Genomic DNA, 21,732 nt, shown 5'->3' on the forward strand with positions numbered 1-21,732 from the left:
TTCTCCCGGAACTCAAGCGGCCTCTGAAGCCGACGCGGCAGCGATCACCGCCGATGTGGTTAAATCCGCACCTTGCAATTCACGTACAATCCGTCCGCGTGAAAACACCAAGGCACGATGGCAGATATGTGCGATTTCCTCGAAATCCGTCGACACGACGACGACAGCCAGACCCGCCTCAAGCGCACGGGCGATCAGCCGATAGATGTCGGCCTTGGCGCCGACATCGACGCCTGCGGTCGGATCCTCGGCGATCAGGAGCTTGCGGCCAGTTGCAAGCCAGCGGCCGACAACCACCTTCTGCTGGTTGCCTCCCGATAGCGCCTCGATCGGCAGGCTCTGGTCGTTCGGCCTCAATCCGACACTCTCGCCGATCGTGCGCGCCAGGGACGCTTCTTTAAACGGCGACAGGAAAGAAAGGAGCCTGCGTCCGGACGCTGCCGGATTGAGGAAGGTGTTTTCCCGAAGCGACAGCGACATGGCAACGGATTCTTCGGTGCGGTCGCGCGCAATCAGGCCTATGCCGGACCTCATTGCAGCGACCGGGCTCGACAGGTCCGGTACCTCCCCACCGACATCTACTGCGCCGGAAAAAGCTTCGCAGCCAAAAAGGGCCCGACCGATCAGTTCCTGACCGGCGCCGCGCAAGCCAACCAACCCAAGCAGCTCTCCTTTCCGGATATCAAAGGAGACAGGTCCGGCGCTGCGGCAGGCAAGATCCCGAATGCTGACGATCGTCTCGCCCGGATTGCTTGTCGCTTTGGCGAAGAGTTGGTCCGTCTTGCGGCCGACGATCATTTCAATCAATTCGTCCGGCGTCGTCTGTGCCACCGGCTTCTGGCCAACGAGGCGTCCGTCGCGCAAGACCGCGACCCGGTCGGCGATGCGGAAAATCTCATCGAGCCGATGCGACACGTAGATCATCGCCACCCCTCGCGCTTTCAGCGGACGGATAGCATGGAAGAGACGCTCCACCTCATCAGCCGGAAGGCTGGCGGTCGGCTCGTCAAGAACAAGCACGTCCGCTTCCACGGCGAGCGCGCGGGCAATCGCCACAAGCGACTTTTCGGTACGGGTGAGATCCTGGACACGCGTCGACGGATCAAAGTCGCAGCCGACGAGATTCAGCGCCTCCCTGGCCCGCTCCTCCGTTCGCTTCCAGTCGATCAGGCGCGAACGCATGGAGAAACCCTGCGCCAATCCGACATTTTCGCCCACCGTCATCCATTCGATCAGGCCAAGGTCCTGGTGGATAAAGGCGAGAGGCTGACGTTCGTTAGGCTTTGGCGGCCGATGGACATAGGGTTCACCACGGAACTGAATATCGCCGCCGTCCGGCCTGTAGATGCCGGCCAAGGTCTTGATGAGTGTCGATTTGCCCGCGCCGTTTTCTCCAAGAAGCGCCAGGATCTCCCCCGGATGCAAATCCAGCGATACCTGCGTCAAGGCCCGAGTGCCGCCGAACTCCTTGGTGATGGAGCGAACCTCCAGCAGTTTTTCGCTCGACATCGGCGCTCCTCCCAAAGCTCTGTGAACTTGCAAGACATGGTCTGTTATCGATAACAATGCTGTCAACAGGGAATTGCGCGTAGGCTGGTCGCGCACAAGGCATTGCGATGGCTGCTTTCTTTCGGGATTGACACATGCTTCCGCGGCAGCCGTTCGTGATCGTCGACGGCCAAGGTGGAAGGCCACCCGTCTAGAAGAGCGCGCCGCCGCGCAGCCCTTTGACATATCGGGATGTCGCTCGGATCCCCAGCTGACTTTCCCTCATAGGACCATTTCCACAAGCAAATTGTATTTCTTGCAGCGTTCGGGATTACTGCTTGGGCTGACAGATGAAAACACGATGCACGACTGGGCTTGCTCGCAATGCCCAGACTGAATGACCCATTCAATTCCTCCAAAGTGGTGGAACGTCGGCTCGCAGTGATACCCCTCACAAAAAAGGCCCTGCGGGCTGGGGGCAGACGGGGCAGGGCCAGATGCCAGAATAGGACTGGCGGAACGCACGTCCCGTGGGCGTCGATGGTCTGCGAGAGCGCGCGAGATCGAAGAATAACATATTTCTCGCGCATCGAAGCCTGTCCCAAAGGCTTAAGCGAAGGAGTAATAAGACAGCCACGTCTCAGAGCGAGCAACGCGGTCGCGCCCGGCCCGGTCGAAACGGATATGTTCGTGACCGGCAAATCGGATGAACTGGTCCAGTCCATCGTCAGAACGATACCGCTGAGCCGGCTTTGCCAACCGGAGGATGTCGCTTTGGTCGTTGCCTTCCTGGCCAGCTCGGAAGGTGCCTGGGTGAGCGGCCAGGTACTTCGCGTCAATGGCGGCATGATCTGAAGCAAGCCCGAACCGAGGATAAAACCATGCCATTCGTGAACATCAAGACGCCGGAAGGCGCGCTGAACCGCGCCCAGAAGCAGGAGATCGTGCACCGCACGACGAACATGCTCGTCGAGTATTTTTCAGAGGCCGCAAGGCCGCACACCATGGTAGTAATCGAGGAGGTGAAGGACGGCGGTTACGGCCGCGCCGATGAGATCTTTATCCTGCCGGACGTCTATCGCAGCAAAGAAAACAGTTACGTGGCCCATTCCCGGCGGACATGCCGTCCGCCGGAAATGTGACATTCGTACCGCGTCCTGCCCATGTCGAGCACGGTTCCGCAAGCGTTACCGGTGATGTTGACTATTGCGGCAGAGTAAGCCTACCGCCAGCTCTCCATCAAGATTGCAACGCTCTTTGGAATACCCGTGTCAGTCTCTCGGCAAAGGCACGGGGATCGACGGGTCTGTCGCCATCAAGGATCCGTGCTTGGTCAAGCAGGAGCAATGCTGCATCCTCCCTTAGCGAAGAGCCGTCGTCTTTGGCAGCAATTCCCTTCACCAGCGGATGCTCGAGATTGATCTCCAGGATGGGCTTTGCAGCCGACTGGAGCCGCCCTGCGCCCTGCAGTATCTTTTCCATCTGGCGGTCGTAGCCTTGCTCAGATGCGACAAGGCAAACCGCACTTTCCGTCAGTCGATCGGAGGCACGAACATCCGACACCTGGTCTGCGAGCGTCTCGCGGGCAAAGGCGATGAAGCTCTCGAGATCCGCCGACGTTTCGCTCTTCGTGGCTGCTTCGTCATTGGACGTGGCGAACTGCGCCAGGTCAGCTGCCCCTTGCGTGATCGATTTGAAGGTCCTTCCTTCGAATTCGGGGGCATTCATCACCCAGAAGCTGTCGATGGAGTCGGTCAACAGCAGGACCTCAATGCCGCGAGCGCGAAATCCTTCTAGCTGCGGCGATGCCTTCAGCTGATCCAGATTGTTGCCGGTCAAATAATAAATTGCGCTCTGATCCTGTTTGGCATCTTTCACATAATCTGCCAGAGAGCGATACCCGTCACTCGAGGCCGTGGTTCTAAAGCGCGATAGGGCAATCAGCTGCGAGCGGCGTTCGAAATCCTCGTAAATGCCTTCCTTAACGACTGAACCGAAATTCTCCCAAAACTTGATGAAGGCGTCCGCATCGGTCTCGGCGAGTTTTTCGATTGCTGCTACGACCCTGCTGGTGACGCCCTTCCTGATCGCCGCCAGAATGGGGCTCGCCTGGATCATCTCGCGCGAAACGTTGAGGGGAAGGTCTGCGGTATCGATCAGGCCTCTCACAAAGCGAAGATAACGCGGCATGAGTTCGGTGTCATCGGTGATGAAGACACGCTTTACATAAAGCTTCATCCGGCCCTTGCGGTCAGGATCAAACATGTCGAACGGCTGCGATCCCGGAACAAAGGCTAGTGCAGTATACTCATGCCGTCCTTCGGCCCGGAAATGAACAGTCACGGCAGGCTCGTCGTACTGTCCGGAAATTCCGCGGTAGAAATCCGTATACTCTTCGGTCGAAATGTCACTTTTCGAACGAGTCCAAAGAGCCGTACCGTCGGTGAGCTGGATCGGTTCGGCGCCCGGCTTTTCAATGATCGTGATCGGCACGGGAACGTGGCCGGATTGCTCCTTGACGATCCGCTCGACCGACCAACGGGATGTGTAGGTCTTGGCGTCCTCCATCAAATGCAAAGTGATACGCGTGCCACGCGGCGGAGCATCCACCACGTCCACGGGGCTGACGCTATAGCTGCCCCGACCATCAGACGACCACAACCAAGCCTCATCGGCGCCCGCACGCCGGGAAACCACGTCGACGCGTTCGGCAACCATGAAGCATGAATAGAAGCCGACACCGAACTGTCCGATCAGTTGTGCGCTCTCCCCGGTCTTGTTGGCCTCAATGCGCTCCATGAAGGCACGGGTTCCCGAGCGGGCAATGGTGCCGAGCGCCTCGATCAATTCGTCACGGCTCATACCAATTCCGTTGTCCTCGACGACCAACCGGCGCTTTTCCTCGTCGAGCGATAGCGTGATCCGGCTGTCCGGATCGTTTGCAAGCATTGTGGGTGTGGCAATCGCCTCGAACCGCAGCTTCTCGGACGCATCGGCGGCGTTCGAGATCAGTTCACGCAGAAAGACATCCTTATCCGAATAGACCGAATGCACCATCATATGCAGAAGGCGCGCCACATCGGCTTCGAAGATGTGGTTTTCGGCAGTGTTGTGCGTGGCGGTCGTCGTCATACGTCATGATCTCCCATGATGAAAAAAACGATCGATCAGGTGGCAAAGACTTCGATTGAATTCAAGATGTTTCTTTAACGCCGAATGAAGCGCAATACTCAGTGCGCTTACGCCGCCGGCTTTCGGAATTCGCAGTGTCGATTGTCGGTGACACGTCCGCTGACGATCTCGGTGTGCTTGGCGAAGCCGCCTCTTCCCGGACCGAGCAGCAGCGCCCGCAGGACGCGCGGGGGCCTGGCTGAGGGATCGCGGGCACTGCCTCGTTGCTCGGAAGGAAGGCCACTTCGATACGCAGCGGCGAAGCACGAGTGAGCTCGACACAGGCAGGCTGGTCGAGCCGCCTGATGAGTCCCTCTGCGCGAGCCACGTGAACGTGCGCTTGCGCGTGGTTGCGGGTATCTGGGCTCACACCAATCTCGTTCTATCGGTCGCAGCGACCATCGAGTACCCTGGCCGTCATCGAATATGGGGCCTCTGGAGCTCCCGAGTAACCGCCGCAGTTCTAGCCCTGTGACGTCCATGCCGGCCACCATGTGCTGTTAATGACCGACCGCACCCCGAGTAAAACATTTATGCAAGTCGCCGGAACTGGAATAGCCGTTCCGGTCGAACACTTCATGACCGTTATCGACAACCATAAGCCGACGAGAGATTTGCTGCTGCGCTACGTGCAATTCGGCGAGCTTGCAGCTTGCTCATTCAGCTCTCGCAAACGCGCGCTACAGCATGCAGGAGCGCCTCGCGCGATGGCTGCTGATGTGTCATGACCGTCTCGAGGGCGACAATCTCGCGCTTACCCATGAATTCCTGGGAATGATGCTCGGGGTTCGGCGTGCTGGTGTGACAAAACGAGTTGCACATTCTCGAAGGCATCCACGCCATCAGATCAACGCGGGGTAACGTACGCATCATCGACAGGGAAAAGCTCAAGAAAAATTGCCGGTGGCTGCTACGGCCTGCCCGAGGCGGAGTACGAGCGGCCGATAGGCATTCCAATGAGCGTGGCGCATCGGGCTATTCGCATCGCTTGATCGCATCTGCAAACTGAACTGCAAAAAACGGCCGGCATCATCGCAGGGTTCAACATTCCGGTCGGAAATGTCTCGACCCCGAAGGACAGCGTCGCTCATCAGTACGCGCGCGTCATTGAGCGCCTCATGCCTGGCATCTTCCAGCGTAGGGAGATCAGCGCTCAGTCCTTTTGTGCTCGAAACGTCGCGTTGGGTAAGCGCGGGGGGCCGTTGTACCAAGATCCTGGGCGCGTGAAGCTCTGGATCAGTCAAGCTGGCCCTGAGGCTGGCTTTCAACGCTGCTGACCAACAGCCGGTCCGGCAGCGCCGTGGCTGGCTTGATGGATCCGGTATGTCCGAAAACGCACAATGCCTTTTAGCCGTTCGTGCTTTCTGCCATAGTTTTTCCTGGCCCCGACGAGGTTGTATTCGGACGACTGTTTTGCTTCATGGGAGGGCGTCATGGTTCTCTTTGAACTCCTCTCCTTCACGGACGAAGAGGTCGATCTCATCACCTCCGCCCTGCGCCGGTGGTCGCAAAAAAATCGCGTTGAAATCCACAGCGAGCGCGGCCAGGACGCGGTCAAGCGCGCCATCGAGCTTGTTAGCTGTGGCATCAAGTCGTCGGATACATTGGTCGAGAGGCTCAACCATGATTGCGCGCCACCGCCCGGTGGCCATCCTTCGTCTCTCGCGGGCGACGAAAACAGAACCGGCTGACTACTATTCCAGTTCGAAACCTTCGGCCACGCGTGGCGTGATGTGCCAGGCCGCAAGTGGCTTTCGCTAGATCGTGCTGCTTCTGTGAGGGCTATTGCTTGCGGCGCCTGGTTGTGAACTCAGCGCTTCACGTCCTCCCATAACGTCGTGTAAGGCCGCTATCCATTGGGGATCGCACGAGGCGAACGACACGAAGGCAAAAAAGCCATACCTAGTCTCGGAGGGGAGCGTCGTCTTTGCGCGGGGGGCCGACTCGCCAGTGATGTCCTCATCCTCTGTCCTTTTCCTCTGTTTCGGTCTTCATTCGCATGTAGTGTCGCCAGCCGCCGAGTTCGGTAATCTCGTGCGCACCATCGACGGCATAGGCTTCGCAGATAAATCCTGAGACGCTGGAGCCATCATCGAGAACAAGCTTGCCGATGCCGAGCGGTCCGGGGATATTCTGCACGAAGCGACCAAAGGCTTCCGGAGGCAGCGCCCAGACTTCGACTTCGAGGCCTTTTCCCTGATACCCAGGTTGGCGCACCAGGCCGGGTTTTGGCGGGGCTGTATTCGGAAGGACAAATAGCCGGTAGTCACCTGCAGTCCGGCAAGTTTTGACAAGGCGCCCACCTCCTCCCGTGAGCTCGGAATTGAGCGGCATGCCAGTCAGATGTGCCCCGACGACAGCGATCGGCACCGAGCAATCATCGGCCTGCGGCACGTGGCTTACCTCGGGGATGACGGCCGCGCGGTCCTTACCCATCCCCATGTTCAAGGTCCGGTGCATGGCGTCGGCTAAAGGGGCGAGAGCGTCGTCGGTAAAGGCCGGGCCGATCAGCGTCACACCGGCCGGCAGGTGGCCGTCCGCATCAAATCCGGCTGGGACGGCGATCGCCGCGCAATCGAGCAGGTTGACGAAGTTGGTGTACCGGCCGAAATGACCGTTTTTGACAATCGGATCCGCCATCATCTGCTCGACCGTATAAGTAGTCGGCGAGGTCGGCAGCATCAAAATATCCGCCTTTTGCCATTCCTGCCTGGTCTTCTGCCGGAGCGCTTCGAGCTTGTATCTGCCCTCGAAGGCGGCAACGGCATCATAGGCTTTCGCACCCTCGATGATAGTGCGCACCGTCGGATCAAAATCACCGGCATTCGTCGCGAGAAAATCCTTCACCGCGGCCAGCCGTTCGGCGATCCAGGGGCCGTTATACAGCAATTCGGCCGCCTGCCGGAACGGGGCATAATCGAAAGGAACGATGGTGCCACCGAGAGCACGCGCCCTTTCGATGGCCGCATCATAGAGGCCTTCGACATCCTTGTTGCTGAAGAATTCCCGTTCGGCTCCGTCGAGCACGCCGATTCTCAGGCCGGAGGCGGGCAGGCTGGCGGGAACTGCCTTGCGTGAGAAGGGGTCGGCGGCGTCATAACCCTCCATCACTTTGCGGATCGCAACGCCGTCGCCGACCGTCGCGGCAAAGACGGTGACGACATCGACGCTGCGGCAGGCGGGAACCACGCCGACATTCGGCACGAGCCCCGGCGTCGGCTTGATGCCGACCAGGTTGTTGAAGGCTGCCGGCACGCGGCCGGAACCGGCCGTATCGGTGCCGAGCGCGAAGCTCGCCAGGCCCGAAGCAACGGCTACGGCCGACCCGGAACTCGAGCCGCCCGACACATAATTTCTGTCGAAGACCGAGCGCGGCGCGCCGTGGGGCGACCGCGTGCCGTTGAGGCCGGTGGCGAACTGGTCGAGATTGGTCTTGCCGATCACCAACGCGCCGGCGGTTGTCAGCCGCGCCACCACCGTCGCGTCCTGCTCGGGGCGATAAGCAAAGGCCGGGCAGGCCGCCGTCGTCGGCAAGCCGGCAACATCGATATTGTCCTTGACCGCGAAGGGGATGCCCCAGAGCGGGAGACTGTTTGGCTCGGGAGCGCGGGCCATCAGATCCCTGGCGGCGGCGCGTAAATCATCGTCGGGGGTCTGTGTGATGAAGATCGCCGGATCATCGGCAGCTCTGCTTCGGGCGATCACCTGCTCGACGAGATCAAGGGGTGAAAGTCCGGCTGCATAGGCGGATTGGAGCGAAGCGAGATCGAGAATGGTAGGGAGCATCAGATTTCCTCCAGCACGACGAGGACATCGCCGGCTTTCACGTTGCGGCCGGGGCCTGCGCGCAGATCGCGGACGCGACCTGGGGCATGGGCGGTCACATTAATTTCCATCTTCATGGATTCGATAATGGCGAGCGTCTGACCGGCGGCGATCGGCTGGCCTTCCTCGACGAGGATCTTCCAGACGTTTCCGGGTACGGCGCTTTCGACGCCAAAGCAGCCATCGGGTATTTCGCCCCCAAGCCCACTGCCGGTGCCCTCGTCGACGACGAAGCTGTCAAGGCCAAGATCCTTCCAGCGCTTGCGTTCGGCCTCGAACGCCGATTGCTGATTGGCCTTAAAGGCGCCAATCGCCTGTGCATTGGCAGAAAGCTCCGCTTCATAGGCCGCATAGCTGAATTCGGTTTCCTCGATGCGGACTGGATAACCGCCATAAGGGAAGGCGGCGCGCGCCTCGGTCAGTTCCTCGTGGCTCACGGGGAAGAAGCGGATCTGGTCAAAAAAATCGAGCAGCCAGGGCTTGTCCTTGGAAAAGAACGGCGTCTGGCGCCAAGTGTTCCAGACCTGGATCGTCCGGCCGAACAACTGATAGCCGCCGGGACCTTCCATGCCGTAGATGCACATATAGGCGCCCCCGATGCCGACGGCGTTTTCCGGCGTCCAGGTTCTGGCGGGATTGTATTTTGTCGTCACCAGCCGATGCCGGGGATCCACCGGTGTGGCAACCGGAGCGCCGAGATAGACGTCGCCGAGCCCGAGTACGAGATAACTGGCGTCGAAGACGACCTTGCGCACCGCCTGTTCGTCGGCCAGGCCGTTGATGCGTCGGATGAACTCGATATTCGACGGGCACCAGGGCGCATTCGGCCGGACGAGTTCCTGATACTTGCGCATCGCAAGTTCGGCATCTGAATCGTTCCAGGAGAGCGGCAGATGCACGATCCGGCTCGGCACCTTCACCGCCTGCGCCGGCGGCAGGGAAGCTTCGATCTCGGCGAGCAGGCCAAGAAGGCGTGTACGGGTGAGGCCGCTTCCGCCATAGTGGATCTGCAGCGATCGTATGCCGGGGGTAAGATCGATAAGCCCGGTGAGCTTCGCCTCCTTGATCGCCTGCATCAAAAGATGGACACGCAAGCGGAGCGCAATGTCGAGCTGCATTGGCCCATATTCGACCAGCAGGTTGTCGTCTCCCTGCCGGCGATAGATCACGGGGACCGGCCCCGTCTCGTTCCGGCCGACGATCGGGCAGCCGGCGGCATCGCCGATGCGCTTGACCATCGGCCCGGCGATCGGGTCTCCGGTGCGTTTCACCGCGTGGAAGCGGATCTTGTCGCCCGGTTTGAATTGGCCCATCTTCCATTGTTCGTCGCGCGCAATCACCGCCGGGCAAACGAAACCGCCGAGACTTGGGCCGTCGGGGCCGAGGATGATCGGCATGTCGCCGGTGAAGTCGATTGCGCCGACGGCATAGGCATTGTCGTGCAGGTTCGACGGGTGGAGCCCCGCCTCGCCGCCATCGGCGCGGGCCCACGTCGGCGCCGGACCGATCAGCCGCACGCCGGTGCGGGCACTGTTGAAATGGACTTCGTATTCCGTCGAAAACAGCGTTTCGATGTCTTCCTTCAAAAAGAAATCGGGAGCGCCATGCGGGCCGTAGAGGACGCCGACCTCCCAGGCGCGCGTGAGCTCGGCTGGGTCGTTGGCCGGCTTCGATGTCGGCTGCGGCGTGCGGGCAAGCCGCAGCACATGTCCGGCGCGAAGCGTGCCGGTCGCATGGCCGCCGAACTGTCCCAGGCCGAAGGTTGCTCGTGAACCGAGCACTACTGGTGCTGCAAATCCGCCGGCGACGGCGAGATACGAGCGCTGGCCGGCGCCAGCAATCGTCCCGATCGCAAGCGTCTGGTGCGCCTTGACGAGGATCGCCGCTCCCTGCGGAATCGACGTACCGTCGAGGGTCATCGGCATGTGCGCGCCGGCAAGTGCGATCCTGACATCCGAGAGGAATTTGAGCACTGGGCCGGATACGGTGAGTTCGAGAGCTACCGCCTCGTCTGCATTTCCGACCAGCCGGTTGGCATGGCGGAAGGATCGCTCGTCCATCGGCCCGCATGGCGGTACCCCGACGTGCCAGAGACCCAGCCGCCCGGGCAATTCCTGTAAGCTCGACTGGGCGCCTGGCGCGATCACCTCGACGACTTCGGGCACGAAGGCGAAATCATTGAGCGCCGTCGTCGCCACATCACCACTTAACAGGAGCTGCGAAGCCGCAATCGCCCTCAGATAATCGAGATTGGTCTCGATTCCGGAAATCGCGCTTTCCTTAAGAGCCTTGCCGAGTGCCGCGATTGCGGCGGGGCGATCTTCGGCCTGCACGATCACCTTGGCAAGCATGGGATCGTAATAGGGGCTGACCTCGGTGCCGGTCTCGATCCATCCATCGACACGCACGTTTTTCGGAAAGACGACCTCGGTCAGCAGTCCAGCGCTTGGCCTGAACTCCGCATGCGGCATTTCGGCATAGATGCGCGCTTCGATGGCCGCGCCGCTGGGTATAAGGGCCGCGTTACCGGCCAGCATATCCTCCCCAGCCGCCTGGCGGATCATCCATTCGACGAGATCGATGCCGAAGACGGCCTCGGTCACCGGATGTTCGACCTGCAGGCGGGTATTGACCTCGAGGAAGTAGAATTCCTCACGCGCAGGATCGTAGATGAATTCGACCGTTCCCGCCGAGCGGTAGCCGGCGGAGGCGCCGAGCGCGACGGCCGCGGCATGCAGCCGCGTGCGAACCACATCCGGCAATCCCGGCGCCGGTGTCTCCTCGATCACCTTCTGGTTCCTGCGCTGTAACGAGCAGTCGCGATCGCCAAGCGCGATCACTCGGCCATTGCCATCGCCGAAGATCTGCACTTCAACATGGCGGGCCTTGGCGACAAAACGCTCGAGATAGACGCGCGCATCACCGAAGCTTGCGCGCGCAGTGCGCTGCACGCTCTCGAAGGCCGCCGTCAGGTGTTCGGGGTCATCGCAGAGTCGCATGCCGATGCCGCCCCCGCCGGCGGTCGATTTCAGCATCAGCGGATATCCGATGTCGGCTGCGGCCGTGAGCGCGGCTTCGCTCGTCTCCAGGAGGCCGCTGCCGGGAAGTAGCGGCACCCCGCAGGCTTGCGCCAGTTCGCGGGCGGTGTGCTTGAGCCCGAAAGCCGAGATATTGCCGGGCGTCGGGCCAATGAAGGCGATGCCTACCTTTGCCAGCCGCTCGGCGAAGTCGATATTCTCCGAAAGGAAGCCGTAGCCGGGATGGACGGCCTCGGCACCTGTTGCCATGCAGGCCGCGATGACGGCCTCGACGTCGAGGTAGCTTTCGGCCGCCGGCGCCGGGCCGAGCCTTACCGCCTGGTCTGCCATCAACACCGCCTTGGAAAAGCGGTCGACATCCGAAAAGACGGCGACCGATGCAATACCCATGCGCTGCAACGTCTTGATGATCCGGACAGCGATCTCGCCCCGGTTTGCGATCAGAACCTTCTTGAACATGTCAGATCTCGCTGTCCCAGACCAGCACCCGGATCGGGGTTGGATCGAAACCGTTGCAGGGATTGTTGATCTGCGGGCAATTGGAAATGACGAGCAAAACATCCATCTCCGCTTTCAGTTCCACATAGTCACCCGGCGCGGAGATCCCGTCGACGATCGTCATCTCGCCGCTTGGCTCGATCGGGACGTTCATGAAGAAATTGATGTTGGGGACGACATCGCGCTTGCTCATGCCGTGCTTGGAGACTTCAAGAACGAAATTGTCCCGGCAGGCATGGAGATATTTGGTGCCGTGGCCGAAGCGTACCGTATTGCTCTCGCAGGAGCAGGCACCAGCGGACGTATCGTGGCGCCCGCAACTGTCGGCGGTCATTGTCAGCATCACCCGGCCCTCATTGGAGATGATCCTCGTGCCGGTCGAAATATAGGCCGCACCCTGTTCGCGCATCGTATCCTGGTTGGAGTAGCGCTCGGAAAAGTCCTCGGCATTGTAGAACAGCGTGTCGATCGCCTGTTGGCCGTATGTGTCCTCGATACGGATGGTCTGGCCCTTCCGGACCACCGCCGAAAATGGTGCCTCAGCCGGGATGTAATGGTCCTGTGCGGCGTTTTCGAGCGTGCGGCCCGGCGCTGTCTGAATGAAATCGGTCATGGTCATGTTTCCCTCACACGGCTGCCCGCGCGTTGTTTTCAAAGCCGCGAACAGCCTCGGCGGTCGCAGTCCGGCAAAGGTCGCCGCTCGGGGGCTCGGTCGCCGCGATACGCGTGACGGTCACCGGGTTGGGTCGATAGACCGTGTCCGGATTGAGCGTATGGGGGCAGTTGGAAAAGCCGACGATCATATCCATCTCGGCGCGCAACTCGACATAATCGCCTTCGTGCAGAAGTTCCGGCTTCCACAAAAATGCCCCGTTCCGGTCGACGCGGACCGGAGCAAAGAGTGCAAGGGCCGGCGGAATGTCGCGTTTATCGAGCCCGGCTTTGGTTGCAAGGAGGATCAGGTTGTCACGGGTGTTGCGTGTCCCCTCTCCGTATTTTGCGGCGTTCGACGTGAATGTGGAACCGCCCATCAGCCCGTCGTGGGCGCCGGACGAGTCTTCCGTCACCGAAAACATCACCCGCCCCATGTCAGAGAAAATCACACGGCCTTTCCCCAGAGCAGTTGTCCACTGCACCTTCACTGTATCGGGCAGGTTCAACCGCTCGCTGGTGTCGGCGGTACTCCAAGCGATGAGGGAAATGGTCGAGAATCCGCTATCGAGGCTGACACGGAATGCCTCGTGCTTCTTGATATGGGTCGACCAATACCAGCCACCCGGGATTACCTCGCGGTGGATGATCTTGTCGGGCGCGATCCCGGGCGCCGGCAATGGGCTTGCACCGGGCAGTGCCTTGGGTGCAAATTCGAGCCCCTTCTTCTGATGCTCCTCGTAACGCGCGCGGTTGGCAGTGATTTCTTCCGGCGAACGTCTGACGCGTGTCATGGCTGGGTTTCTCCTGACGAAGCCAGGTCGTCCCGGCAATGCCCCTGGTAAGCGACCAGGCCGTCCCGGTCGGGGCTGAAGATCGAAGGCGCTCCGGCATGGCGTGGCGGCCAGATTGAGATGTCCTTAGTGATGGTCGCGCCGTAGCGCAGCTTCTCCTCGGGTCGATCGCGGCGCCGCTCGAAGGCGACCACGCGGCTTGCAAGCGTGAAAGCCTCGCGCATGTCATGGGTCACCATGACGACGGTCATCTGCGTTTCGTGCCAGAGCCGTTTCATCAGTATGTGGATCTCGGCGCGGATACCCGGGTCGAGCGCGCCGAATGGCTCGTCAAGCAACATTACCTTGGGCTTCATGATTAGCGCCTGGGCAAGGGCCAGCCGTTGCTGCATGCCCCCGGAAAGCTGTGCCGGATATTTGTCCTCCGCCCCGGCCAGGCCGACTTCGCCGATCAATTGCTGCGCCTCGGCAATCGCATTGCGCCGCGCCGCTCCGAAGAGCTTCGCCATGTAGCGCGCGCCGGAAAGTTCCTTGCCGAGTAGCACATTGCCGAGCACGGTTAGATGCGGAAAGACAGAATAGCGCTGGAAGACGACACCCCGATCGGGGCCGGGCTGCGCCGGAAGAAGCTCGCCATCGAGCAAAATCCGGCCCCTGGTCGGCTGTTCCTGACCGAGCAGCATACGCAGGAACGTCGACTTGCCGCAGCCGGAAGGCCCGACAAGTGCGACGAAGGCGCGCGAGGGGACGCTCAGCGACACGTTCTCGAGCACGATCTGGTCGCCATATTCCTTCCAGAGATTTTCGATCCTGAGTTCGCTCATCCCTGCTTCTCCAGTTCGGACCAGGGGAAGACGGCGACGCGGATGCGATCAAGGACGTAGTTCGTCAAGACGGCGAGGAGCGTGATCCAGACGACATAGGGAAAGATCACGTCCATCGCCAGATAGCGGCGGACGAGGAAGATGCGGTAGCCGAGGCCGGATTCCGAGGAAATCGCTTCGGCCGCGATCAGGAAGAGCCAGGCAGGCCCCAACTGCAGCTTGAGGCAGATGATCAGCCGCGGCAGGATCTGCGGCAGAACCACGCGCAAGGCGATCTGCCACGAGGAGCCGCCAAGCGTCTCGGCCTTGACGACCTGCTCGCGCGGCAAGTCCAGCGCCTTCAGCGCCAGGTCGCGGATCATCGTCGGCGCGACGCCGATCACGATAAGAGCGATCTTGGATGTCTCGCCGAGACCCATCACGATAAAGAGGATCGGAAGCAGCGCCAGCGGCGGCACCATAGAGACGGCAGCGATGAAGGGAGCGAGGAGCGCCCGCAGATACGGAAGCATGCCGATCAGCATTCCGATCAGCAGCGCTGTCGCTGTGGAGATGCCGAGGCCTGCGAAAAGCCGGATCAGGCTCGCCCAGGTATCCGACCAGAACAGGTAATCGCCGGTACGCTGATCCGCGATGAAGGCCATGCGTTCGATCGCCTGGGCGAAGCCGGAGAGAGTGGGCAGCAGCTTGTCGTTGGCATTCTCGGACAGGCGCGCCGCCGAGCCGAAGGCATAGGCTACGATCAGCAGCACGAAGGGTATCAGCATCAGGGCAAATTGCGCGCCCCGACTTGGCTTGATATTGATCCAGCGCATGAGGAAAGCTCCGCTGATGAAGGAATGACACGGCGCAGTTTTCCCGCGCCGCCGGTCGAACTTCAGAGCGTCCCGTCAGCGGCCGCCTTCATGTAGGTCTCGGTGAAGCGCAGCTTGACGTTGCCGCTGTCTCCGAGGATTTTGCCGTCCGGCATTTCGATCCCGATGACATCCGCCGACGGCGCACCGTTGCCGAGCAGGCCCTTCTCGAAGAGGAAGTTGCGCACCAGATCCATCGTCTTGGGAAGACTCTGGGACACGGTGAAGGCGACGGCGTCAGCGGGCTTGGCGAAGAGCTTGGTCGCAGCGATCTGCGCCTCAAAACCTTTAAGGTCGGTGCCGGAGGCCGACCCCATCGTCTCGCGGGCCGCCTTGCCGTCCGGCGTATCCGCCTCCATCAGCGCCGCGGTCTCATACCAGATGCCTGCCAGCGCCTTGCCGAAGTTCGGATTGTCCTTGAGCACATCGGTATTGGCGACCATCAGGTCGATGATTTCGCCAGGAACCTGCGAACTGTCGAATACCTTCTTGGCCGAAGGATCCTCAAGGATGCTGGAGACCAGCGGATTCCAGGTGACGACGGAGGTGACGTCGGGCGTCTTATAGGCGGCGACCATGTCGGCGTCGGACGTATTGACGACCTTCACGTCGCGCTCTGTCAGCTTGATGCTTTCGAGCGCGCGAGCAAGCAGGTAATGCGAGACGGAATACTCGACCAGATTGACATTCTGGCCCTTGATATCGGCAAGGCTCGTCTTGTCCTTGAGAATTACGGCGTCATTGCCATTCGAGAAGTCGCCGACGATCACGGCGGTCGTATCGACGCCGCCGGCGGCCGGAATGGAAAGGCCATCCATGTTGGTGAGCGTCACGGCGTCGAAGGCACCGGCCGTATACTGGTTCATCGACTCGACGTAGTCGTTGAACTGGGTCACATCGATCTTGATGCCGTATTTATCGGCCCATTTCTTGACGATGCCGTGATCGGCAGCATAGCCCCAGGGCATCCAGCCCACATAGATCGACCATGCAACCTTGAACTCGGTCTTTTGGGCAGCCTCAACGGTGGGGCCGAGGCCCAGGATGAAGTAGGCGGTCAAGGCGGTGATGGAAAGAAGCTTCGAAAAAGTCTGCATTGAAATTCCCCTTTTGCTTTTTTCAAAAAGGGATTGGCAAAGACCATCGCGCCGCCAATCCCTTGGCTTACGAGGTCTCCCGGGCTTTTGTCCCGCCGTGCATCCGGCGGGATTTCTCTCCCACCGACGGCAGCTCTCGGACCAGCACGCTTGTCAAGCGCCGGAACCCTAGCCACCAACTCAGCATTGTCAAAGCAAGACCCGTGCCAGTTTCTGCTAAATTGATTCTATAAAGGTTTTTCTATTGTCTCGGCTATCTCACAGCGGCACCGAGCGGCAACTGCTCATTATTTAGGCGCAGCTGTCACAATGTGGAAGACGGCATTTCAAGAACGGCGGCGACATTTTTTAGCACTCTCGAGCCTGGAGTGCCAATTTTTGTCTGAACGCTCTTGAACCTGAAAACTCCGCAACCAAATCAATTCCGTCAGCCGCCCGTACGGGGCTGATGTTGGAGACGCGAGTTTCCATGCGTCTCCATTCCATGTTGCTTTACGGAGGATATGGCTATGAGAAACGAATTCGACTTCGCCCCGCTTTACCGGTCCAGCATCGGCTTTGACCGCGTCTTCAATCTCCTCAACAATGCGCAGCGATTTCAAGCTGTCGATACCTGGCCGCCTTACGATATCGTCAAGGCAGGCGAGGACGAGTACCGCATAACCATGGCAGTTGCAGGTTTCGCCGAGGAAGATCTGTCGGTCACACATGAGCGAAACGTGCTCGTTATTGCCGGTGCGAAGCCCGACAAGGAGGATATGCAATATCTGCATCACGGCATCGCCGGCCGATCATTCGAACGACGCTTCGAGCTTGCCGACCACGTCAAGGTGCTTGGTGCGAGCCTGAAGAACGGCCTTCTGTCGGTCGAGCTGAAACGCGAGATCCCCGAAGAGATGAAGCCGCGGCGCATTGCTATCGGAACGAATGAGGCCAAGCAGGCCAAAGAGGAGACTGGGCCGCTACAGATCGAAGGCGAAAAGCAGGTGGCTTGATCGAACATGACGACGACCCGCGCCGGGCTTTTACCCGGCGCGGCATTGCCGCGGTTGGATGCGATGCGTGTCCTATTGGCTGCCAGCAGCGACACAATGTGCTGGCACAGCCGCAGTCATGAAGTGCCGAACGTGAGGGAGGTGATTGAAATGACCCTATCGTCAGGAGAAGTAAGGGCCATCATCGGCCCGGTTGACGAGGTCTTGCTTGCAGACATTTTGGCGACAGGAGCTTCGGCAAAGGAACTGGCAGAAGCCTGGGCCTGGGTGAATGCTGAAGAAGCTCTGGCCGATGAAGGCCGTCCGTTGCCGACGGGAAGAATTGCGCGGCTTGTTGATCTGCTGGATCCCGGCCAGGAGAACGAACTATAAAGCGCCGCTTGCCGTTTCTTTTGCGTGACTGATCGGCGGCAAAGGGCAGTGCCTACCGATAGAGGCGCGCTTTGATGACCACCCTTTCATAAGTCCACCTGGGCGCTATGCTCTATGCCAAGATACCAAGCTTAGGGCCTTTCATGACGGACCAACATCAAAGCGACTTTCGGGAGCGAATGACGATCCTCGGCGAACTTGACGCCGCCTCCTTCCTTCCTTGGATCCGACGCCATGCCGCTAAGCTCGGGCTTGCGCAGGCGATCGCCCATACCAGTTCCGATCGGGTCGAGCTCGACATCACCGGGCCCGTGGAGCTGATCGACATGATGGAGATCGGATGTTTGCTCGGGCCTATCGATGTCTGGGTCGAGACGATACACCGCACACCAATCGACAGGGGAGCCGGCTGACGTCGCGATCGATCTTTTTTGGCTGCATGCGCATTGTATGCCTTATATTTAATCAATATTGCCAATGCGAAAAAATTATGCAAACGTGACCACACTGATTGGCGGACCGCCGACGCTTAGCCGCGGATTCACCAACCAGGCCATTGATTTTATATAGAAAGCCGAGTGATGCTGTCTGACACGACGGGCTCTTGGACGCCAGTCGCCCTGTCCGCGGATTTGCCAGCGGGAACCGTTATTCCGGCACGGACGCCAGCCGGGCCGATTGCTCTTTGGCGAAGTCAGTCGGGGCACGTGACAGCATCGGCAGACCGGTGTCCGCATCGCGGCATGCGCTTGTCTCACGGCTTCGTGCGTGGCGAGGCACTTTCGTGCATCTATCACGGCTGGAGCTACACCCGGACCGGAACCTGCCTGCGCATCCCGGCCCATCCAGGCCTCACGCCGCCCGAAACGATCCGCTTGGAGACGCAACAGGTCGAAGAGTCTGACGGCGTCATCTGGGTTGCCGCAGAGCAACTTATAGCTGGGCCCCCGCGGCTTGAAGGCCTTGTTCCATTGCGCTCCCTGGTGGCAGATGCCGGTACTGAGGCGGTCGAAGCTGCTGCGAACGGAAAGGCAGGCCCGGAAGGCCTTGTCTGGCATGCGCAGAATAGCCAGACGATCCGGCTGTTGCTCGTCCCGCAAGACAACGGCCAGACATTGATTCATATCCTGCTGGATAATGATAGCTGCCTGGCCGCGCGCATTGCCGCGTCACGGGCATCCGAAACTTTGCGGCGGATGGCCGAGGAGCTTCAGACGAAAGGGAAAGCGTCATGAGGCAAAACGCGATGATCGACGAGTGGTATCCCGTCGGTCTCTTCAGCCAGCTCGACATCGATGGGCGCAAGACCGCCCTGATGGGAGAGCCTATCGAAGTGGCGCTTGACGCCCACGGAAACATCAACGTGAAATCCGGCGACGGGCGCTTTCTCCCCGTTTGCCTCCGCTACGGCCACATCTGGTCCTCTCTCGGCAAACCTCGAACGGATCTTTTTCCGATTCCCGAGGCCGATCAGCCCGGCCGCCGGTTTGTCGATGTGGGTGTCGCTCGCGTGCGCTGCTCGCCGCTGCGCGCAGTGGAGAACTTTCTCGACATAGCGCACTTTCCCTTTGTGCACACCGACATCTTAGGCGCGGAGCCACACACCGAGGTTCAGGACTACAAGGTCGAAATCCGCGATGAAGTAGATGAGGTCTGGGCCACGCAGGTCAAATTCTACCAACCGCAGGCTGCCAAGTCGGCAAGCGGCGGCATCACGACCGAATACATGTACCGCGTGCCGGCGCCGACCTGCTCCGTCCTTTACAAGACCTGTCCGCCCCGCCCTGGTGAATGGGATGTCATCGCCCTCTTCGTCCAACCCCTCGCCGAAGACCTGTGCGACGTCTGGCCGTGGATGGCGCTCTTCGACGATGTCACGCCGATGACCGATCTCATTCACTTTCAGCAGACGATCTTCCTGCAGGACCGGTCCATTCTCGAAAACCAGATCCCCAGGCTCCTGCCCCTCGATCCCGGAATGGAAATCCCCACCAGAGCCGACCTGACTTCGATCGCTTACAGACGCTGGCTGAAACGCCACCACTACACCTATGGGGCACAATTGGTGGCGCAATGAAGCTCTATGATTACGTTCTCTCACCCAGTTGCTACAAAGTTCGGCTGATGGCGGCTCTGGCCGGCGTGAAGCTGGAAATCCGGCCAGTAGATTTTCATCCCGGCGCCGAGCATCGCAGCCTCGAGCTCATGGCGCTTAATCCGGCGGGCTCGATCCCGATCTTGGAAGATGGGGATCTGATCCTGACCGAATCCGCCGCCATGCTTACCTACCTCGCCGCCAAGACGGCGCCAAAGTGGCTGGGCAGCGGCACGCCGGAAGAAACAGCGCGCGTCCAGCAATGGCTTTCGTTCTCACACCGGCTGACCGCCAACCTCGGAGGCGCGCGCCTTCATGAAATGCTTCTGGGGCCAGGGGACATCGCCTCGCTTCAAGCACAAGGGATTGCTGCGCTTCGCGAACTGGAAGCGAACCTGGTCGAACAGGGCTTGCGGGGATTTCAGTTCCTCGCGTCGAACCGCCCGACAATTGCTGATATCGCTTGCTTTCCCTACGTGGCGCTCGCGCCGGATGGCGGCATCCCGCTCGACCCCTATCCCGCCATCAGGCTCTGGTCGCGTGCAATCCGCAGCCTCGATAATTTTGTCGAGATGCCTGGCATCCATAGGCTGCACGAGTTAACGCCCGAACCCTACGCAGAACCGGGCGAGGTGTGACGTGGCCGGTTATCTCCTAACGAACTGTGCTGCCGTCATCGCCAACGATGGCGAGGGGCTGCGTGTCTGCCGGAACGTGGACCTGCTGACAAACGGTCCTTCGATCGAAGCGATCGGCGAAAACCTCTACAAGGGAGAGCTGCCGGCCGGGACCATCACCCAAGACGCGACCGGCTGGTTCGTTTATCCGGGGCTCGTCAATACCCACCACCACTTCTTCCAGTGCTTCGTGCGCAACCGGGCGGATCTCGATTGGACGAAGCTGACGGTCATTGAATGGCTTGATCGCATCTATCCAATCTTCTCGCGCCTGACCGAGGACTGCTTTTACCATGCCTCTGTCACCGCCATGGCGGAGATGATCAAGCACGGCTGCACGACGGCCTTCGACCACCAGTACTGCTTCCCGCGCCGCGCTGGCAAGCAACTGATAGACCGTCAGTTCGAGGCAGCCGACCTGCTGGGCATGCGCTTTCATGCGGGCCGCGGCGGCAACACGCTGCCGAAGTCCGAAGGCTCGACCATCCCGGACGCCATGCTGGAGACGACGGACGAATTCATCGCCGATTGTACGCGCCTGATCGACACTTACCACGATACAAGCCCCTTCAGCATGCGGCAGGTCGTGGTCGCGCCCTGTCAGCCGGTCAACTGCTATAGAGAGACCTTCGTCGAGGCGGCAGCGCTGGCGCGCGACCGCAGCGTGCAACTCCATACCCATGTCGGCGAAGGCGAAAGCCCCGTCATCGAGGCTCGGCACGGCATGAGGACGGTGGATTACTGCGCAGAAATTGGATTTGCCGGTCCCGATACCTTTTATGCCCATTGCTGGGAACTCACCCATGACGAACTGCGCATGATGGCGGCAAGCGGCACCGGTGTCTCCCATTGCCCCGAGCCGGTCTATCTGGTCGGCGCCGAGGTCACCGATATTCCGGCCATGTCGGCCTTCGGTCTCCGCGTCGGTCTCGGCTGCGATGGAGCCGCCTCGAACGACAATTCAAACCTGATGCACTGCTTGCACTCCGCCTACATGCTGCAGTGCCTGACAGCCTCGACACGCGCCCATCCCGTCCCGCCTCCGGTCGATTTTCTCGGCTATGCGACGACCGGCGGGGCGGCCCTCCTCGGCCGCCGGGATATCGGCCGGCTTGCTGCCGGGATGGCCGCCGACCTCTTTGCAATCGACACCCGGCGCATGGACTACATCGGCACGCGGCATGACCCGCTGAGCCTGATTGCCAAAGTAGGCATCGGAATGCCTACCGACATGACCATGATCAATGGACGCATCGTCTGGGCCAAGGGCGAGTTCATCGGGCTCGACGAAATGCGGCTGTTCGCCGAAGCCGAGGCCGCTCTCGCGACAATGGAATTCTAAAACGAAACAGG

18 protein-coding genes, 2 pseudogenes and 1 riboswitch are annotated in these 21,732 nt (G+C 60.4%); of the genes and pseudogenes, 11 read left to right on the forward strand and 9 right to left on the reverse strand.

Annotated features, from left to right (window positions below):
- Positions 1–12 precede the first annotated feature (12 nt).
- Positions 13–1,509, reverse strand: coding sequence for a sugar ABC transporter ATP-binding protein (locus ISN39_RS29440; RefSeq protein ID WP_194731493.1), 1,497 nt, complete (start codon positions 1,507–1,509; stop codon positions 13–15).
- A 630-nt stretch (positions 1,510–2,139) separates the two neighbouring features.
- On the opposite strand from ISN39_RS29440, the pseudogene ISN39_RS36895 reads away from it, so the two are divergent.
- Together ISN39_RS36895 and ISN39_RS29450 are read left to right on the forward strand one after the other, a co-directional pair.
- Positions 2,140–2,343, forward strand: a pseudogene (locus tag ISN39_RS36895) (SDR family oxidoreductase); the annotation flags it as partial.
- 26 nt (positions 2,344–2,369) lie between these two features.
- The gene (locus ISN39_RS29450; protein WP_194731495.1) at positions 2,370–2,630 is read left to right on the forward strand and encodes a 4-oxalocrotonate tautomerase family protein; all 261 of its coding nucleotides are present in this window, start codon (positions 2,370–2,372) and stop codon (positions 2,628–2,630) included.
- Between the two features lie 97 nt (positions 2,631–2,727).
- Here the strand turns inward: ISN39_RS29450 and htpG are convergent, their stop codons facing one another.
- A complete protein-coding gene (gene htpG / locus ISN39_RS29455; RefSeq protein WP_194731496.1) occupies positions 2,728–4,620 on the reverse strand; it encodes a molecular chaperone HtpG in 1,893 nt (630 codons plus the stop codon).
- Positions 4,621–5,141: 521 nt separating this feature from the next.
- Here htpG and ISN39_RS29460 point away from each other — a divergent pair.
- Positions 5,142–5,651, forward strand: a pseudogene (locus tag ISN39_RS29460) (helix-turn-helix domain-containing protein); the annotation flags it as partial.
- 441 nt (positions 5,652–6,092) lie between these two features.
- On the forward strand, positions 6,093–6,350 hold the full coding sequence (locus ISN39_RS29465) for a hypothetical protein (protein ID WP_074071460.1): 258 nt from the start codon (positions 6,093–6,095) through the stop codon (positions 6,348–6,350).
- Positions 6,351–6,618: 268 nt separating this feature from the next.
- On the opposite strand, the gene atzF is transcribed toward ISN39_RS29465, so the two are convergent.
- From atzF to ISN39_RS29500, 7 genes are all read right to left on the reverse strand, one after another.
- Positions 6,619–8,445 (reverse strand): allophanate hydrolase, encoded by a 1,827-nt coding sequence (gene atzF / locus ISN39_RS29470; RefSeq protein WP_194731497.1) that lies wholly within the window; start codon positions 8,443–8,445, stop codon positions 6,619–6,621.
- Positions 8,445–11,981 carry an urea carboxylase gene (gene uca / locus ISN39_RS29475; RefSeq protein WP_194731498.1) on the reverse strand — a complete coding sequence of 1,179 codons (3,537 nt, stop codon included), beginning with the start codon at positions 11,979–11,981 and terminating at the stop codon, positions 8,445–8,447. Before uca ends, atzF begins: the two co-directional genes overlap by 1 nt.
- A 1-nt stretch (position 11,982) precedes the next feature.
- On the reverse strand, positions 11,983–12,633 hold the full coding sequence (locus tag ISN39_RS29480) for an urea amidolyase associated protein UAAP2 (RefSeq protein WP_194731499.1): 651 nt from the start codon (positions 12,631–12,633) through the stop codon (positions 11,983–11,985).
- Positions 12,634–12,646: 13 nt separating this feature from the next.
- Positions 12,647–13,465, reverse strand: a complete 819-nt coding sequence (locus ISN39_RS29485) for an urea amidolyase associated protein UAAP1 (protein WP_074071457.1) — start codon at positions 13,463–13,465, stop codon at positions 12,647–12,649.
- Entirely contained in the window at positions 13,462–14,289 is an 828-nt protein-coding gene (locus tag ISN39_RS29490; protein ID WP_194731500.1) for an ABC transporter ATP-binding protein, read from the reverse strand. The genes ISN39_RS29485 and ISN39_RS29490 overlap by 4 nt, the downstream gene beginning before the upstream one ends.
- The gene (locus ISN39_RS29495) at positions 14,286–15,104 is read right to left on the reverse strand and encodes an ABC transporter permease subunit (RefSeq protein ID WP_194731501.1); all 819 of its coding nucleotides are present in this window, start codon (positions 15,102–15,104) and stop codon (positions 14,286–14,288) included. Before ISN39_RS29495 ends, ISN39_RS29490 begins: the two co-directional genes overlap by 4 nt.
- A 62-nt stretch (positions 15,105–15,166) precedes the next feature.
- The gene (locus ISN39_RS29500) at positions 15,167–16,240 is read right to left on the reverse strand and encodes a putative urea ABC transporter substrate-binding protein (protein WP_194731502.1); all 1,074 of its coding nucleotides are present in this window, start codon (positions 16,238–16,240) and stop codon (positions 15,167–15,169) included.
- A 74-nt stretch (positions 16,241–16,314) separates the two neighbouring features.
- A riboswitch (guanidine-I (ykkC/yxkD leader) is annotated at positions 16,315–16,423 on the reverse strand.
- Positions 16,424–16,749: 326 nt separating this feature from the next.
- Here ISN39_RS29500 and ISN39_RS29505 point away from each other — a divergent pair.
- The 7 genes from ISN39_RS29505 to ISN39_RS29535 all read left to right on the forward strand — a co-directional run bounded on the left by ISN39_RS29505 (position 16,750) and on the right by ISN39_RS29535 (position 21,721).
- Positions 16,750–17,235 carry an Hsp20 family protein gene (locus ISN39_RS29505; protein ID WP_074071453.1) on the forward strand — a complete coding sequence of 162 codons (486 nt, stop codon included), beginning with the start codon at positions 16,750–16,752 and terminating at the stop codon, positions 17,233–17,235.
- A gap of 6 nt (positions 17,236–17,241) precedes the next feature.
- Positions 17,242–17,607 (forward strand): hypothetical protein, encoded by a 366-nt coding sequence (locus tag ISN39_RS38035; RefSeq protein WP_335727783.1) that lies wholly within the window; start codon positions 17,242–17,244, stop codon positions 17,605–17,607.
- A 143-nt stretch (positions 17,608–17,750) separates the two neighbouring features.
- Complete coding sequence (locus tag ISN39_RS29515) at positions 17,751–18,020, forward strand: acylphosphatase (protein WP_194731503.1); 270 nt, start codon at positions 17,751–17,753, stop codon at positions 18,018–18,020.
- Positions 18,021–18,188: 168 nt separating this feature from the next.
- Positions 18,189–18,842 carry a Rieske 2Fe-2S domain-containing protein gene (locus ISN39_RS29520; protein ID WP_194731504.1) on the forward strand — a complete coding sequence of 218 codons (654 nt, stop codon included), beginning with the start codon at positions 18,189–18,191 and terminating at the stop codon, positions 18,840–18,842.
- Positions 18,839–19,684: an aromatic ring-hydroxylating dioxygenase subunit alpha gene (locus ISN39_RS29525; RefSeq protein ID WP_194731505.1), complete on the forward strand. Its 846-nt coding sequence runs from the start codon at positions 18,839–18,841 to the stop codon at positions 19,682–19,684. Before ISN39_RS29520 ends, ISN39_RS29525 begins: the two co-directional genes overlap by 4 nt.
- Positions 19,681–20,340: a glutathione S-transferase family protein gene (locus ISN39_RS29530; protein ID WP_074071450.1), complete on the forward strand. Its 660-nt coding sequence runs from the start codon at positions 19,681–19,683 to the stop codon at positions 20,338–20,340. The genes ISN39_RS29525 and ISN39_RS29530 overlap by 4 nt, the downstream gene beginning before the upstream one ends.
- A 1-nt stretch (position 20,341) precedes the next feature.
- Entirely contained in the window at positions 20,342–21,721 is a 1,380-nt protein-coding gene (locus ISN39_RS29535; protein WP_074071449.1) for an amidohydrolase, read from the forward strand.
- Positions 21,722–21,732 lie beyond the last annotated feature (11 nt).

It is taken from the genome of Rhizobium sp. 007, assembly GCF_015353075.1.
Taxonomy (GTDB): domain Bacteria; phylum Pseudomonadota; class Alphaproteobacteria; order Rhizobiales; family Rhizobiaceae; genus Rhizobium.